Below are 14690 nucleotides of genomic sequence, written 5' to 3'. Positions count from 1 at the left end.
TCGAGTCTGTGCACTGATCAGTTCTGCCGGAGCGGGCGGGTACCCTGTCCGGTAGTTTCACTTAACCTTAACCCTCAGCTTGAAGGTTAGAGTTATGTCAAGTAGTTCCTATTCGAGACGCTAGACGCAAGCCCCGGCTCACACAACGACCTTGCTCCGCGTGTCGCGCGATCCCGGAATGTTGCGCTTTTCCTCTCCCGCTCAACGGGTCACCGGACGCGTGGGGGTGCTCACGTCGATGACGCTCGCCTTGTCCTTGACACCCTTTGCCTGCAGCAGCGCCTGCAGCACGGTCGCCTTGAGTTCCTGCTCCCCCGCGTTGCCCCACAGCACTTTCTGGCCGCTGGCCAACTGGAGTTCCACCGAGTCCACCGACTGCGCGGACGCGTGCTTGAGCTGTTCCAGGACGTCGGGCGGCAGCGCGGCGAGCACGCCGGTGATGGACGCGAAGACATCCGGGTTTTCGGCGGCCTTGGCTCCGTCGATCAAGGGCAGTTTGGCCTCGCTGCGCTTGGCGACCGACGCCAGCTCCGTCCCCGATTCGTCGATCAGCACGAATTTCCTGCCGTCCTTGAGCACAGCCACGGGTGTGTGCTCGATGATCCGTACATGCAGTTCCGACGGCGGCCTGGCGATCACTTCCACCGACTCCACGGCCGGCAGGTGGCCGACCCGGTCATAGACGTCCCGCTCTCCGATCCGGGCCAGCGGCGTGCCCGTGAGCGGTTGCAGTGCCTCGGTGAGTGTTGCGGACTCGGTCAATTCGGCGCCTTCGACGGTGATGGTCTTCACGGCCAGCGCCGGCGACAGGAAGATGACCGACATCAACACCGCGAAGAGCACGACCACAACGCCGGCCGCGATCAACAGCCGGCGCCGCGTCTTGCGCGCTGCCGGTTCGGGGAAGCTGACAACGGTGGTATCGGCGGGGTCCGTCCCTCCCGCGGTGCCCTGTACCGTCCGCTGGTCCCGCCACCGCGCCAGCAGGGCAGCTGCCCCGCCCCGCTTGGTTTCGGGAGCGTGCCCGGTGCCCGTTGCCTTCCCCGGCGCGCGGGATGCTCTTCCGGCGAGGGACGAGGTGCGGGCGCCGGACTTGGGCGAACGCCGCGGCTGTGCCGCTCCCCCGGACCCGGGTGTCCGCGGCGGCGCCGCCGCCCCGGCCGCCGCCCTGACCGCGGTGGCGCCGCCCGCGCCGGAAGGCCTGCCCGCTCCGCGCGGGGTGGCGCGCGGGGCGGGCCTGGCCGCCGGCGCCGGCTTGGCTGCCGTGGCGGACTCAGCGGCGGGCATGGCCGACACCCTGCCGGTGTTGATCCGCACCCCCGGATCCCGGCCGGCGTCCGTACCCCGGCCCGCGTCCGCCGCCGCTGCCTGATGGGGCTGCTGCCCGGTGGCCTCCGGCCGGCGGGGGGCTTCCGGCTGCCGGGGGGCGGCGGGACGCGCAGCGGGAGTGCGTGGCTTGCGCGGACTCATCGCGCCGCCGCTGCGGCCTGCCCCAGGGCCTCGACCAAGACCGGCCCGTATTGGGTCACGTCTCCGGCGCCGACGGTCAGCACGATGTCCCCGGGTTGGGAGCGGGACACGATGTCTCTCACCGCCCGCCCCGGATCCGGTGCATAGCTGCCGGGCGCCAGCCGGCTGGTGATCAGTTCGCTGGTGACGCCCGGGATCGGATCTTCGCGGGAGGCGTAGATATCGAGGACGGCGGCCGAGTCGGCCAATTGCAGGGCCCGGGCGAATTCCGCCGCGAATTCCCGGGTGCGGGAAAACAGGTGCGGCTGGAACAGGACATGCACCGCGTGGCCGCCGGCCACCTTGCGCGCGGCCGTGAGGGCTGCGTGGACCTCGGTGGGATGGTGTGCGTAGTCGTCGAACACGCGTACGCCTGCCGCCGTGCCTTTGGCCTCGAACCGCCTGGCCGCCCCGGTGAACCCGGCCAGTCCATCGGCTGCGGCGGCCGGATCGATGTCCTGCGTGATGGCGACGGCGAGGGCGGCGGCGGCGTTGCGGATGTTGTGTTCGCCCGGCACCTGCAGCCGCAGCGTGCAACTGCCGCCGGGGTATTCGATCCTGCTGGTGCTCCCCGAGCCGGCGAATTCAGTCCCTTCGATGCGCACCTGGGCGTCGGCCGCGTAGCCGTAGCCCAGCACGCGGCCTCCTGCGCCGGACGCTGCCGCCCGCTCCGCCAAGGCGCGGGCGCCGTCGTCGTCGAGGCAGGCCACCAGGGTGCCGTCGGCAGGAAGCAGTGCGGCAAACCGGTCGAAGGAGGCGTACACGGCCTCGGCTGACCCGTAGTGGTCCAGATGGTCGGCCTCCACATTGGTCACCACGATGACCTGCGGCCGGTAGTTGAGGAACGAGCCGTCGGATTCGTCGGCTTCGGCGACAAACAATTCGCCCTGCCCGTGGGCGGCGTTGACGCCCAGCGCCGCCACATCGCCGCCGATGGCGAACGAAGGGTCGCATCCGGTTGCCTGCAGCATCACGGTAGCCATGGCCGTGGTGGTGGTCTTGCCGTGGGTGCCGCCGACGGCGATCAGCCGCTTCCCGTCCATCGCGGCGGCCAGCGCCACCGAGCGGTGCACGATGTTCAGGCCGGCGGCGGCGGCGGCCTGCAGTTCGGGGTTTTCCGGCCGGATGGCGGTGGAGACCACCACCGTGTCCGCGCCGGCGACATGGGCCGCCTCGTGGCCGACGAAGACGCGTGCACCGAGCGCCTCCAGCTGGCGCAGGACCGCTGAGTCGTTCGCATCCGAACCGGATACCGGCACGCCGCGGGCCAGCAGGATCCGGGCGATGGCGGACATTCCGGCGCCACCCAATCCAATGAAGTGCACGGCGCCGAGGTCGCCGAACGGCAGCCGGGCCGTGGTGTGGAAATCAGCGGCTTTCATCTGTGGTCCTCCCTGCTGCCTCGAGCACCAATTGTGCCATTCGGATGTCCGCGTCGCGGATTCCCAGGGCGTGTGCCGCCGCGGACATCTGCTGCAGCCGCTCCGGGCTTTTCAGCAACGGAATCAGCTCGTCCGTGACCCAGCGGGTTGTGAATTCGCCGTCGCGGACCAGCACGGCCCCGCCGGCCGCCACGAGGGAGGCCGCGTTCAGGGCCTGTTCGCCGTTGCCGTGCGGCAGCGGGACCAGCACGGACGGCAACCCCACGGCGGCTATCTCGCACACCGTGGCCGCGCCGGCGCGCGCCAGCAGGAGGTCGGCCGCCGCGTAGACATCCTGCATGCTGTCCACAAACTCCACCTGGTGGTAGCCGGGGGCGGCGAGCAGTTGCCCGTCGGCGTCCCGCAGCGCCTTGTTCCGCCCGGTGATGTGCAGCACCTGGACGCCTGCCGCGGCAAGCTCCTGCAGCGAAGCACCGATGGTGCGGTTGATGCTCAGCGCGCCCGAGGAGCCGCCGGTGACAATCAGGGTCGGTTGGTCCGGCGCCAGCCCCAGCCGCCGGCGCGCGGCTTCGCGTGAGGCTTCCCGGTCCAGGGTGGAAATTTCGGGCCGCATGGGCATGCCGACCCAGCGGGCGCCGGGCAGCTGGGTGTCCTTGAACGCGACCGCGACCCACCGGGTCAGCCGCGCCCCGACGCGGTTGGCCAGCCCCGGCCGGGCGTTGGCTTCATGGATCACGATCGGCACCCGGCGCAGCCGGGCGGCGATGTAGACCGGAGTGCTCACATACCCGCCCACGCCAACCACGACGTCGGCCCGCGCGCCGTCGAGGATGCCCGCGGCCTGGCGCACTGCCGCAGCGAACTTGAACGGCAGCTTCAGCAGGTCGAGGGACGGGCGGCGCGGCAGCGGCACCCGCCCGATGGTGGCGAGCCGGTAGCCGGCCGCGGGGACCAGCCGGGTCTCCATGCCGACGGCGGTGCCCACGGCGAGGATGCGGGCCGTGGGGGCGGCCTGGACGACGGCTCCGGCGATGGCCAGCAGCGGGCTGACGTGCCCGGCGGTGCCGCCGCCGGCCAGGACAACAGAGGGCTCGGAAGTGTTCATGGTGTTGCTGGAGTACCTTCTGCTCGACTGCTGGTGGTCTGGGATGGGGTCAGCGGTTCCCGGCCGGCGCTTGCTGACGCAGCCGGCCAAGGAGTCCCCCGGACTTCTTCCGGCCAGGCACATCGGTCCGGGCAAAGGACAAGAGTACACCGACGGCGGCCAGGGTCACCGTCAGGGCGGAACCGCCGTAGGAGATGAACGGCAGCGGCACGCCGATCACCGGAAGCAGGCCGGTGACCACCGCAATGTTCACGAACGCCTGGCCGATGATCCAGACCATGATGGAACCGGCGAGGATCCGTACGAACAGGGATTCCTGGCGCATCACGGTGCGGACCAGCGCGATGGCCAGGACACCAAACAGGGCCAGGATCACGGTGGTGCCGAGCAGGCCGAGCTCTTCGCCGATGATGGCGAAGATGTAGTCGTTGTGGGCTTCCGGGATCCAGTTGTATTTTTGCCGGCTCTGGCCAAGTCCCACACCCCACCAGCCGCCGGAGGCCAGCGCGAAGAGCCCGTTGCAGGACTGCATGTTCAGCCCGGTCGTCGCCTCACAGCTCTGGTCGGTCCACATGAGGATGCGGCCCATGCGGTTCGGGCTGACCACCACGAGCAGCAACACCAGCGCGCCGGCGGCGAGTCCGGCCAGGCCGAACAGCTTCAACGGGGCGCCGGCGAAAAACAGCCCGCCGGCGATGATGAGCATCAGGATCATCGCGGTGCCCAGGTCGTTGCCCAGCAGCACCGGGCCGACCACCAGGAGGGCACCGGGGAACACCACCGGGATCAGCAGGTGCTTGGATTGGCCCAGCAGCCGTTCCTTGGCCGCCAGCACCGTCGCCATCCATAGGGACATCCCCAGCTTGGCGACTTCCGAGGGCTGCAGGGAAACATTGCCGGGAAGGTGGATCCAGTTGCGGTTGCCGCCAACCGATTCGCCCAGCGGGGTGAAGACCAAGAGCAGCAGGAGCACCGACACCGCGAGGGCAGGCCAGGCCAGCTTTCGGTACGTGGAGACCTTCCACCGCGAGAGGACCAGCATCGCCGTGACGCCCAGGCCGGCGAACAGGGCCTGCCTCATGAACAGGCTGAACGGCGAGGTTTCATCGGCGATGGATTCCACCGCCGACGACGAGAGCACCATCAGCAGGCCGATGGCGGTCAGGGCGAGGGCGGAGCCGAGGATCAGGTAGTAGCTGGCCCCGCTGGACTGCGTTCCGGTGCCCTGGATGCGGTCCAACAGATCGGTGCCGCGCTGGCGGAGCTCGCGCAGGCGGCCGGCGGGGGCGGCCTTCGTCCCGGGAGCGGCGTGTCCGCGGGCAGCGGCCGGTGGCCGGCTTCCGCTGCGGGTGGTGGCCATTACTGCTCCTTAGTCGACGGTGCCTGTCCCTCTCCGTACCGGCGGACGGCTTCCATGAACGCGTTGCCGCGGTGAGCGTAGGAGGTGAACCGGTCCATCGAGGCGGCTGCCGGGGCCATCAGCACGGTGTCCCCGTCGGCGGCGATGCCGGCTGCTGCTTCCACGGCCGCCGTCATCACGGTTTCGCCGTCAACGTTCCCCGTCGTCGGCGGCCTGCCTCCAGTGTCCCCCGGGTACGCGTGGACGACGGGGACATCCGGTGCGTGTCGCTGCAACGAGGCCAGGAGGGCGGTGTTGTCCCTGCCGATCAGCACGACCGCTTTCAGCCTGCGCGCGTGGTCGGCGATCAGCTCGTCGTAGTTGACACCCTTGGACAGACCCCCGGCGATCCACACGACGGAGGAGAAAGAGGCCAGCGAGGCCGAAGCCGCATGCGGGTTCGTCGCCTTGGAGTCGTTGACCCACAGCACTCCGGCGCGCTCCAGCACCTTCTGGATCCGGTGTGCCCCCGGATCGAACCGCCGGAGTCCTTCGCGGACCGCGGCCGGTTCCACGCCATACGCCCGGACCAGGGCGGCGGCGGCCAGGGCGTTGGCCACCTGGTGCCGGGGCGCCGGTTCACCCAGGTCGCTGAGGCCGGCCAGCTCGGCCGCGGAGTCCCGGCGTTCTTCGATGTAGGCCCGGTCCACGAGCAGGTTCTCCACGACGCCGACCATGCTGACCGATGGCATGCCGGTGGTGAAGCCGATCGCCCGGCAGCCTTCGACGACGTCGGCCTCTTCGACCATCTCCTCGGTCTCGCGCTGCTCGGCGTTGTAGATGCACGCGATCCTGGTCCGCTCATAAATCCTGGCCTTGTCGGCCAGGTACGCCTCATAGGTTCCGTGCCAGTCCACGTGGTCTTCGGCCACGTTGAGCACCACGGAGGCCAGCGGGGACATCGTGTGGGTCCAGTGCAGCTGGAAGCTGGAAAGCTCGACGGCGATGACGTCGTAGCCGATGGGATCACGCACTGCGTCCAGGATCGGCGTGCCGACGTTGCCCGCGGCGATGGCGCGCAGCCCGGCCGCCTGCAGCATGGATTCGGCCATCCCCACCGTCGTGGTCTTACCGTTCGTACCGGTGATGGCCAGCCATTCGGCAGTGCGCCGGCCGGCGCGTTCGCGTACCCGCCACGCGAGTTCGACGTCGCCCCAGATCGGAATTCCTGCGTCGGCGGCGGCCGCCAGCAGCGGGGTCCGGGGCTGCCAGCCCGGCGAGGCGACCACCAGCTCGGCCGGCTCCCCGCCGACGTCGGGCAGTGCGCGGACGTGGTCTTCGCCCAGCAGGACCTGCCGGGCCCCGACAATCTTCAACGTGTCTGCCTTGGCCCGGTTTTCCTCCGTGTCGCTGCCGTCGACGACGACGACGGCGGCGCCCAATTCGATCAACGTGTCGGCGGCGGAGAAACCCGACAGCCCGATGCCGGCGACCACCACGCGCAGCCCGGACCAGTCCGCGTCCCAGGAGGTGAGTGAATCGAGCCGGCTCATGAGCCCAGGACCCATTCGGCGTAGAAGATGCCCAGCGCGGCAGCCACGCACAGCCCGGCGATGATCCAGAAGCGGACGACGACGGTGACTTCGGCCCAGCCCTTGAGCTCGAAGTGGTGCTGCAGGGGCGCCATCTTGAAGACGCGTTTGCCGCCGCTGAGCTTGAAGTAGACCACCTGGATGATCACGGACAGCGAGATGATCACGAACAGGCCCGCCATGACCACCAGCAGCAGCTGGCTGCGGGACAGGATGGCGAACCCGGCGATGGCGCCGCCGATCGCCAGCGACCCGGTGTCGCCCATGAAGATCTTGGCGGGCGCGGTGTTCCACCACAGGAACCCGATCAGCGCGCCGGCCATGGTCCCTGCCAGCAGCGCCAGGTCCAGCGGGTCGCGTACCTCGTAGCAGACCTCCCCGGGCACCTTGACCGAGCCGCAGCTCTGGTTGAACTGCCAGATGCCCATCAGCATGTAGGCGCCGCAGACCATCACCGACGCGCCCGCCGCGAGCCCGTCCAGCCCGTCGGTCAGGTTCACGCCGTTGGTAGCTGCCGTGACGATAATGTTCGACCAGATGATGAACAGGATAGTGCCGAGCACGGTGCCGCCGAAGGCGAGGTCCAGCCACGGGATGTCACGGGCGAAGGAAATGTTCATCGAGGCCGGGGTGCGGCCCATATTGTCAGGGAAGTTCAGGGCCAGGACGGCAAAGAGAATGCCGACGATGCCCTGCAGCACGATCTTCGCCCAGGCCCGCAGCCCGAGGCTGCGCTGCTTGGAGATTTTGATGAAGTCGTCCAGGAAACCCACCAGCCCCATGCCGGCCATCAGCAGCATGAGGACGCCGGCCGAGACGGTGGGCCCGGGGTGCGCGTCCCCGTTCATCAGCCACATCATCAGGTGCGTGGCAAAGTAGGAGAGCATCACCGAGGCCACGATGACCACGCCGCCCATGGTGGGCGTTCCGCGCTTGGTGTGGTGCGCCGTCGGGCCGTCGTCGCGGATGAACTGGCCGTAGCCCCTCCTCACCAACAGCTTGATGAACAAGGGAGTACCGAGCAGGGACAGGACCAGCGCCAGGGCAGAACCGATTAGCAGGGCTATCACTGCGCCTGGCCTTCCTCTTGGGCTTCGATTCCGCGCGCTGCCGCCGCCGCGGGGCCAGCCGTCGACGGATTTCCTAATGCTATCCGGTCGCCCAGGAACCGCAGCCCGGCTCCGTTGGAGGACTTGAACAGCACCAGATCGCCCGGTTCCAGCTTCTCCTCGAGCACCCGGCGGGCCTCCTCAGGCGTCCGCACCCAGAGCGATTCGTCGCCCCAGGAGCCTTCCAAGACGGCGGCGTTGTGCATGGCCTTGGCTCCCTCTCCCACCACGATCAGGTGCGAGATGTTCAACCGGACCACTATCCGTCCGATCGCGTCGTGCTCATGCACGGAGTCTTCGCCCAATTCCAGCATTTCGCCCAGCACCGCCCAGGTACGGCGGCCGCGGCCGAGTTCGGCCAGCGTGCGCAGCGCCGCCCGCATGGATTCCGGGTTGGCGTTGTAGGCATCGTTGATCACCGTGACGCCGTCCGCGCGCTCGGTCCGCTCCATCCGCCAGCGGCTGGCGGGGCCGGCCCCGTCCAGGCCGGCGGCGATGGTCTCCGCCGGCACGCCCAGCGCCCAGGCGGCGCCGGCGGCGGCCAGCAGGTTGGTCACGTGGTGGACGCCGATCAGCCCGGAGGTTACCCGGTGCTCGGAGCCGTCCGGGAAGCGAAGCGTGAAGTCGGGGTGCCCGGCGTCGTTAACACCGGAGCCGCGGGCCCGCAGCAACTGGGCCGCGCTCCCGTCGGGCAGGGTGAAGTCGTCGTCGGAGGTGAAGTACAGGATGCGGGCCCGGGTGCGGCCGGCCATGGCCTGGACGCGGGGATCGTCTGCGTTGAGCACGACGGTACCGCCGGGTGGCACCGCCTCGGCAAGCTCGCCCTTGGCGATCGCTATGTTCTCCACGCCGCCGAATTCCCCTGCGTGGGCGCTCCCGACGCCCAGCACCACGCCGACGCCTGGGTTGACCATGTCCGTCAGGTACCGGATGTGGCCGATGCCGGTGGCACCCATCTCCACCACCAGGTAGCGGGTGTTGAAGTCCGCGGCGAACACCGTCAGCGGGACGCCGACCTCGCCGTTGTACGAGCCGATGGGGGCCACGGTGGGCGCCACCCGGCGCAGGATGCCCGCCAGCAGGTCCTTGGTCGTGGTCTTGCCGGCGCTGCCGGTGATGCCCACGACCTCGAGTCCCGAGGCGGCGCGCAGCCGGGCCACGATGGCCGCGGCCACGGCGCCCATGGCCAGCACGGCGTCCGCCACCACGATCTGCGGCAGGAGGCGGCCGGCGGCGTCGGAGACCTCGCGTTCGGTCAGTGCCAGCACGGCACCGGCTTCAAACGCCGCAGCGACGAAGAAGTGCCCGTCTGCCGTCTCGCCCGGCTTGGCCACGAACAGGCCGCCGGGTTCAATCTCGCGGGAGTCTGTGGTGGCGGAACTCACGGTGATGCCGGCGGTCTCCCCCGCGGCACCGACGGGCTCCCCAACGATCCGTCCGCCGGTAATCGCCGCTATATCGGCTGCAGTTAGTTCAATCATGACGATCTAGGACTCTACCGCGTTCGGGGAGAGCACTTCGAATCCGTGCCGGTGCAGGGCCGCGCGCAGTTCCTCCCGGTCGTCGAGGGCCAGGTTCTCCCCGTTGACCTCCTGCCAGACCTCGTGGCCGCGGCCGGCGACGAGAACCGTGTCCCGGGGTTCCGCTAGGGCCACGGCGCGCTCGATGGCGTCCGCACGGGGGAAGACTTCGAGAATCTCGGCCGGCAGGTGCTCCTGTTCGGCCGCGGCACGGGCACCGGCCAGCACGTCGGCGCGGATGCGGGCCGCATCCTCGCCGTGCGGGTCGTCATCGCTGACAATGACGACGTCGGCGAGGCGGGCGGCGATGGCCCCCATCAGCGGGCGCTTGGTTTGGTCGCGTTCTCCCGTCGCCCCGAACACAACGATCACGCGGGCCCCGGGGTCGGGACGGCGCACCGAGGCCAGGGTTCTCTCGAGCGCGTCGGGATTGTGCGCGAAGTCGACGATCGCTGCCGGGTTCTCGCTGAGCACCTGCATCCGGCCGGGAACCTCGACGGTCAGCGGATCCGCCGCGTCCAGCGCCTGCTGGAGCTTGGCCGGGGATGTTCCGGAGGCCGCCACCATCGCCACCGCCAGTGCGGCGTTGGAGATGTTGAACGAGCCGGGCAGTCCGGTGTGCAGCCGCAGCAGCACGCCGCCGGGCCCGTGCAGTTCGAACCGGTGTCCCAGGCCGGCACGGACCGGGTTGCGGACGGACCAGTCGGCGCTGCCGCCCTGCGTGGCCACGGTGGCCACCGGGACTCCGGCGGCCCGGGCGTGGCCGGCGAGTCGACGGCCCCAGTCATCGTCGACGCAGACGACCGCCCGGCCGGACCGTTCCGGACTGAACAGGCGGGCCTTGGTCTCGAAGTACTCGTTCATGCTCCCGTGCAGGTCCAGATGGTCCTGGGTGAGGTTGGTGAAGCCGGCCACGTCGAACCGGACGGCGTCGACGCGCCGGAAGGAAATGGCATGCGAGGAGACCTCCATGGCCGCCGCGTCCAGCCCCCGTTCACGCATCAGCGCCAGCAACCCGTGCACCTCGGGCGATTCCGGCGTGGTCAGGGCGCTGGGAATGGGTTCGGAGCCGGCCGTGATCTCGATGGTTCCGATAAGTCCGGTGCTGAGGCCCAGCGCCTCCAGGAGGGACTTGATGAAGTAGGTGGTGGTGGTCTTGCCGTTGGTTCCGGTGACGCCAAAGAGCGCCGGCGCCCTGCCGCCCTCCGGCTGGCTGCCGTAGACGGCGGCCGCCAGCGGGCCCACGAGTGCGCGCAGGTCCCCGGAGCGCAGCACCGGCAGCCCGGGGGCGCAGCCGGCTGCCCGCCGGGCGCCGTCGTCGTCGGTCAAGATGGCCGCTGCTCCGGCCGCTTCGGCCTGGGCGGCGAAGTCGGCGCCGTGCCGGCGGGCCCCGGGCAGGCCTATGTACAGGTCCCCCGGCTCGACGGAACGCGAATCTATGGTGATACCGGTAAAGGCCAGGTCCTCCGTCGCCGGGCTCCCCACCGGTACGGGGAGCCCGCGGTGCTGCAGCATGCTGCTCAGCGCCGCCAACCGGACCGGCCTGACCGTTTGGGGCCGCAAGGGCGAGGCGGACCGGTGGGGCTGCTCGGCAGTGGAACTCACATATTCTCCAGGTTGGTTCATTCCAGCGGCAGGTCGACCCGTTTGCTGGTGGACGGCGGCACGTCGTAGGCGTTGAGGACCTGCGTCATGACCTTCTTGAACGTCGGTCCGGCAGACAGCGTCAGCACCCCGCCCTGCGGCCGCTGGATGGTCGCCACGACGACGAACTGCGGATCCTCCATCGGGGCGATGCCGGCCATCGAAATGGTGTAGCCGCTGAATCCCCCGTCAGCGGCCGGTGCTTCGGCTGTACCGGTCTTGACCCCGATCCGATACTCCTTAATGTTACCGGGCTTGCCGCTGTGGTACTTCGAGTTGGTTTCCAGCATGTCCTGCACCAGGTTGGCGGTCTTCTTGGACACCGCCCGGCTGCCCTTCTCGACCGGCACCTCGTGCTCGGTGCCGTTCGGGTCGATATAGGCGTCGATGAGCCGCGGCTGCATCAGCACGCCGTTGTTGGCGATGGTCCCGAAGGCAACGGCGGTGTGGAGGGCTGTCTGTGCGAGGCCCTGGCCGAACAGGACGGTGAACTCCTGCCGTCCGTCCCACGTCCCGGGCTCGGCCAGCAGGCCGGCGGTCGCCCCGTTGATGCCGATGTCGAAGCGCTGGCCGATGCCGAACCTCCGCAGGTAGTCGTAGCGCTGCTGACGCGTCAGCTGCTGCCCGATCATGGTGGTGCCGGTATTCAGCGACTGAGCGAAGATTCCGGCCGTCGTACGCGTCAGGGTGCCGTGCGGCGTCGCATCCTGGAAGGTCTGGCCGTTGACCGTGTACTTGGGCGGGATGGTGTATCGCGAAGCCGGGGTGGTGATGCCCTCTTCGATCGCGGCCGCCATGGTGATCATCTTGGTGGTCGACCCTGGCTCGAAGGCACGGGTCACCGCCATCGACTGCCGTTCGCTGTCGGGAGTGGCGCCCGGGTCGTTGGGGTCCACCGTCGTGGAATCCGCCAGCGCTATCAGGTCGCCGGTCTTGGCATTGAGGACGACGACGGTGCCGTAGTCGGCGCCGTAATCCTGCACGGTCTCGGCGATGACTTCCTGGGCGTACCACTGGATATCGGTATTCAGGGTCAGGCGCACGCTTTGGCCGTCCACGGCCGGGACTTCTTCGTTGGTCCCGACCGGAATGCGGATGCCGTCGGCACCGATTTCGTAGGTCCTCGAGCCCGGGGTTCCGGAGAGAACGTCGTTTTGCGAGGCCTCGATGCCTTCGAGCGGCACACCGTCCGACCGCATGAACCCGACCACGGAGCCGGCCACCGCCCCTGCCGGGTAGTTGCGGATGGTGGTTGCACGTGCGGACAGCCCGGGGAACGCCAGGTCCTCGATCTTCTGCTGCACTTCCGGGGTGACCGATTTGGCCACGTAATTAAAGGGCTTGTCGCCGATGACCGCTTCGGTGACGGTCTCCACGTCCTGGCCCAGGATGCCCGCCAGCTCGGCAATGGCGTCGGCGATTTTGACGTCCTCGGACTTCTGGCTGATCGGGTCGAACCTGGTGTAGTCCTCGACCAGGCGCTGGTCCACCACCACGTCGAACCGCTGCACGCTGCGGGCGAGCACGTTGTTGTTGGCGTCCAGGATCTCGCCGCGCAGCGCGGGCAGGTCGACGGTGCGCAGGCGCTTGTCCACCGCAGCCTGGGCCATGCCGGCTGTGTCGAGTCCCTGCAGCTGGAATAAACGGGCCCCGAGGATGACCAGCAGGACCAGCACGATCGCCAGCCCGGCCCGGAGCCTCCGTGTGGCCCTCGCCGTGCGGTTGGGGTGCTGCCGGTCGGCTGTTGGTGCTGCCACACGTACCTCGTTTGCGTTGCCGGGCGGTTACTGGCCTGTCTGTTGCTTCGGCGCCGGGATGCTGCCGCCGTTTAGCTGCTTCTCATCTGGTTTCCGTGCCGAGTCCCCTTCTGCGGCGGCTTCGGCAGCGGCAGCAGATTTCGCCGTTTCCTCCGCCGCGGCGGGGGCGTCGGCCTTCTTCCCGGCCCCGTCGTTGGCGGGCGGCTGGTGGCCCGGGTTTTCCGGCTGGGCCACCAGCAGCTCCGGCGCCGCGCCTGCTTCCGCGGCCTTTGGCTTCCCGGCGACCTTCCGGCTCTCCAGATTGATGGACCCCACCGACGGGGAGGTAACCATTCCCAATTCTGCCGCCTTGGCAGCCAGATTCTGGGGAGCCTGGTTGTTTTCGAGTTGCTGTGTCAGTTTTTCGTTCGCCTGGGCCAGGGACACCTGCTCGTTGCGCAGCTCCACCAGCTTGTACTGTCCGCTGGAGACCGAGATGTTCAGCATCAGTACGCTGCCGAGGGCGAGCACCAGGACGGTGAAGCAGAACAGGGCGAACGGCACCCGCTTGCGTGTCGGGCCGTTGGGCACAACGGAGAGCGGGGTACGGCGGGGCGCCTGCCGGGGCGCGGTTGCGGGACCTCGGGCCGGCGCAGCGCTGCCGTGCACGTACTGATGCTGGTCGGGACGGGCCGCGTGGGCACTGGCACTCATCTTGCGCTCCTGTTCCGGATCCGTTCTACCGCCCGCAGTTTGGCCGACGCGGCCCGCGGGTTCTCTTCAATCTCTGCTGCCGTAGGCACTTCGGTGCCCTTGGTCAGGGTCTTCAGCTGCGGCTTGTGTTCTTCCAGCTCCACGGGGAAGCCGCGGGGTGCGGATGACTTCGAAAGCTGGCCGAAGACGGCCTTGGTGATCTTGTCCTCCAGCGAGTGGTAAGACATCACGACAATCCGGCCCCCGAGGGCCAGCACGTCGATGGCGGCGGGCAGGGCACGCTCAAGCACGTCCAGCTCCTCGTTGACTTCGATGCGCAGCGCCTGGAAGGTGCGTTTCGCCGGGTGGCCGCCGGTCCGCGCCGCGGCAGCCGGCACGACCTTGCGGATAGCGTCCACGAGTTGGCCGGTGGTGGTCAGCGGGGCTTCATCGCGGGCCGCCACAATGCTGGACGCGATGCGTCCGGCAAACTTTTCTTCGCCCCAGCGCCGGATGATGCGCACCAGGTCCGCCTCGGCATAGGTGTTGACGATGTCCGCGGCAGTCATCCCCCTGCTGGTGTCCATCCGCATGTCCAGGGGTGCGTCGTAGGAATAGGCGAAACCGCGGTCCCGCTCGTCCAACTGGAGCGAGGAGACGCCCAGGTCGAACAGCGCGCCGTCGATCTGGCCGGCACCGAGGTCATGAACCGCGTCGGCGATCTCGTCGTAAACCGCGTGAACCAGATCGGTGCGCCCGGCGAAAGGCCGGAGCCGCTCTCCGGCCAGCGCCAGCGCCTGTTCGTCCCGGTCGATCCCGATCAGATGCAACTGCGGGAAACGCTGCAGCATGGCCTCCGAATGTCCGCCCATGCCGAGCGTCGCGTCGACGACGACGGCGCGGCCCCGTTCCGCCACCGCGCGCTCGATGGCCGGGGCGAGCAGGTTGATGCAGCGGTCGCGGAGCACCGGAATGTGGCGCTCCCCTGCCGGCCGCTCGCTGTCCATCCTGAAGCCTTCTTTCCTGCCGGTACATGGGACCGGTTAGTCACTGTCTTTTAA

At 69.1% G+C, this 14690-nt stretch carries 11 protein-coding genes; all 11 read right to left on the bottom strand.

The annotated features are described in order from the left end of the window. Positions 1-201: 201 nt before the first annotated feature. From AC5RVS_RS17710 to rsmH, 11 genes are read right to left on the bottom strand one after another with little or no spacing between them, the layout of a single operon-like run. On the bottom strand, positions 202-1470 hold the full coding sequence (locus AC5RVS_RS17710; RefSeq protein ID WP_494109121.1) for a cell division protein FtsQ/DivIB: 1269 nt from the start codon (positions 1468-1470) through the stop codon (positions 202-204). Continuing rightward, positions 1467-2891: a UDP-N-acetylmuramate--L-alanine ligase gene (gene murC / locus AC5RVS_RS17705; protein ID WP_494109120.1), complete on the bottom strand. Its 1425-nt coding sequence runs from the start codon at positions 2889-2891 to the stop codon at positions 1467-1469. Before murC ends, AC5RVS_RS17710 begins: the two co-directional genes overlap by 4 nt. Further along, on the bottom strand, positions 2878-3996 hold the full coding sequence (gene murG, locus AC5RVS_RS17700; RefSeq protein WP_494109119.1) for an undecaprenyldiphospho-muramoylpentapeptide beta-N-acetylglucosaminyltransferase: 1119 nt from the start codon (positions 3994-3996) through the stop codon (positions 2878-2880). The genes murC and murG overlap by 14 nt, the downstream gene beginning before the upstream one ends. Positions 3997-4045: 49 nt before the next feature. Continuing rightward, positions 4046-5356 carry a putative lipid II flippase FtsW gene (ftsW, locus tag AC5RVS_RS17695; RefSeq protein ID WP_493987473.1) on the bottom strand — a complete coding sequence of 437 codons (1311 nt, stop codon included), beginning with the start codon at positions 5354-5356 and terminating at the stop codon, positions 4046-4048. Beyond that, a complete protein-coding gene (gene murD, locus AC5RVS_RS17690) occupies positions 5356-6888 on the bottom strand; it encodes a UDP-N-acetylmuramoyl-L-alanine--D-glutamate ligase (RefSeq protein ID WP_493987474.1) in 1533 nt (510 codons plus the stop codon). Before murD ends, ftsW begins: the two co-directional genes overlap by 1 nt. Beyond that, the gene (mraY, locus tag AC5RVS_RS17685; RefSeq protein ID WP_493987475.1) at positions 6885-7997 is read right to left on the bottom strand and encodes a phospho-N-acetylmuramoyl-pentapeptide-transferase; all 1113 of its coding nucleotides are present in this window, start codon (positions 7995-7997) and stop codon (positions 6885-6887) included. Before mraY ends, murD begins: the two co-directional genes overlap by 4 nt. Continuing rightward, a complete protein-coding gene (locus AC5RVS_RS17680; protein WP_494109118.1) occupies positions 7994-9517 on the bottom strand; it encodes a UDP-N-acetylmuramoyl-tripeptide--D-alanyl-D-alanine ligase in 1524 nt (507 codons plus the stop codon). The genes mraY and AC5RVS_RS17680 overlap by 4 nt, the downstream gene beginning before the upstream one ends. A gap of 6 nt (positions 9518-9523) precedes the next feature. Continuing rightward, positions 9524-11182 carry a UDP-N-acetylmuramoyl-L-alanyl-D-glutamate--2,6-diaminopimelate ligase gene (locus AC5RVS_RS17675; RefSeq protein WP_494109117.1) on the bottom strand — a complete coding sequence of 553 codons (1659 nt, stop codon included), beginning with the start codon at positions 11180-11182 and terminating at the stop codon, positions 9524-9526. Beyond that, positions 11179-12957 carry a peptidoglycan D,D-transpeptidase FtsI family protein gene (locus tag AC5RVS_RS17670; protein ID WP_493987478.1) on the bottom strand — a complete coding sequence of 593 codons (1779 nt, stop codon included), beginning with the start codon at positions 12955-12957 and terminating at the stop codon, positions 11179-11181. Before AC5RVS_RS17670 ends, AC5RVS_RS17675 begins: the two co-directional genes overlap by 4 nt. Before the next feature lie 27 nt (positions 12958-12984). Then, positions 12985-13650 carry a cell division protein FtsL gene (ftsL, locus tag AC5RVS_RS17665; protein WP_494109116.1) on the bottom strand — a complete coding sequence of 222 codons (666 nt, stop codon included), beginning with the start codon at positions 13648-13650 and terminating at the stop codon, positions 12985-12987. Beyond that, positions 13647-14636: a 16S rRNA (cytosine(1402)-N(4))-methyltransferase RsmH gene (gene rsmH, locus AC5RVS_RS17660; protein ID WP_493987480.1), complete on the bottom strand. Its 990-nt coding sequence runs from the start codon at positions 14634-14636 to the stop codon at positions 13647-13649. The genes ftsL and rsmH overlap by 4 nt, the downstream gene beginning before the upstream one ends. Positions 14637-14690 lie beyond the last annotated feature (54 nt).

This window comes from Arthrobacter sp. Y3221048 (assembly GCF_059092685.1).
The sequence above is the reverse complement of the archived record's forward strand: the minus strand, read 5'-3'. Positions and strand labels throughout refer to the sequence as shown.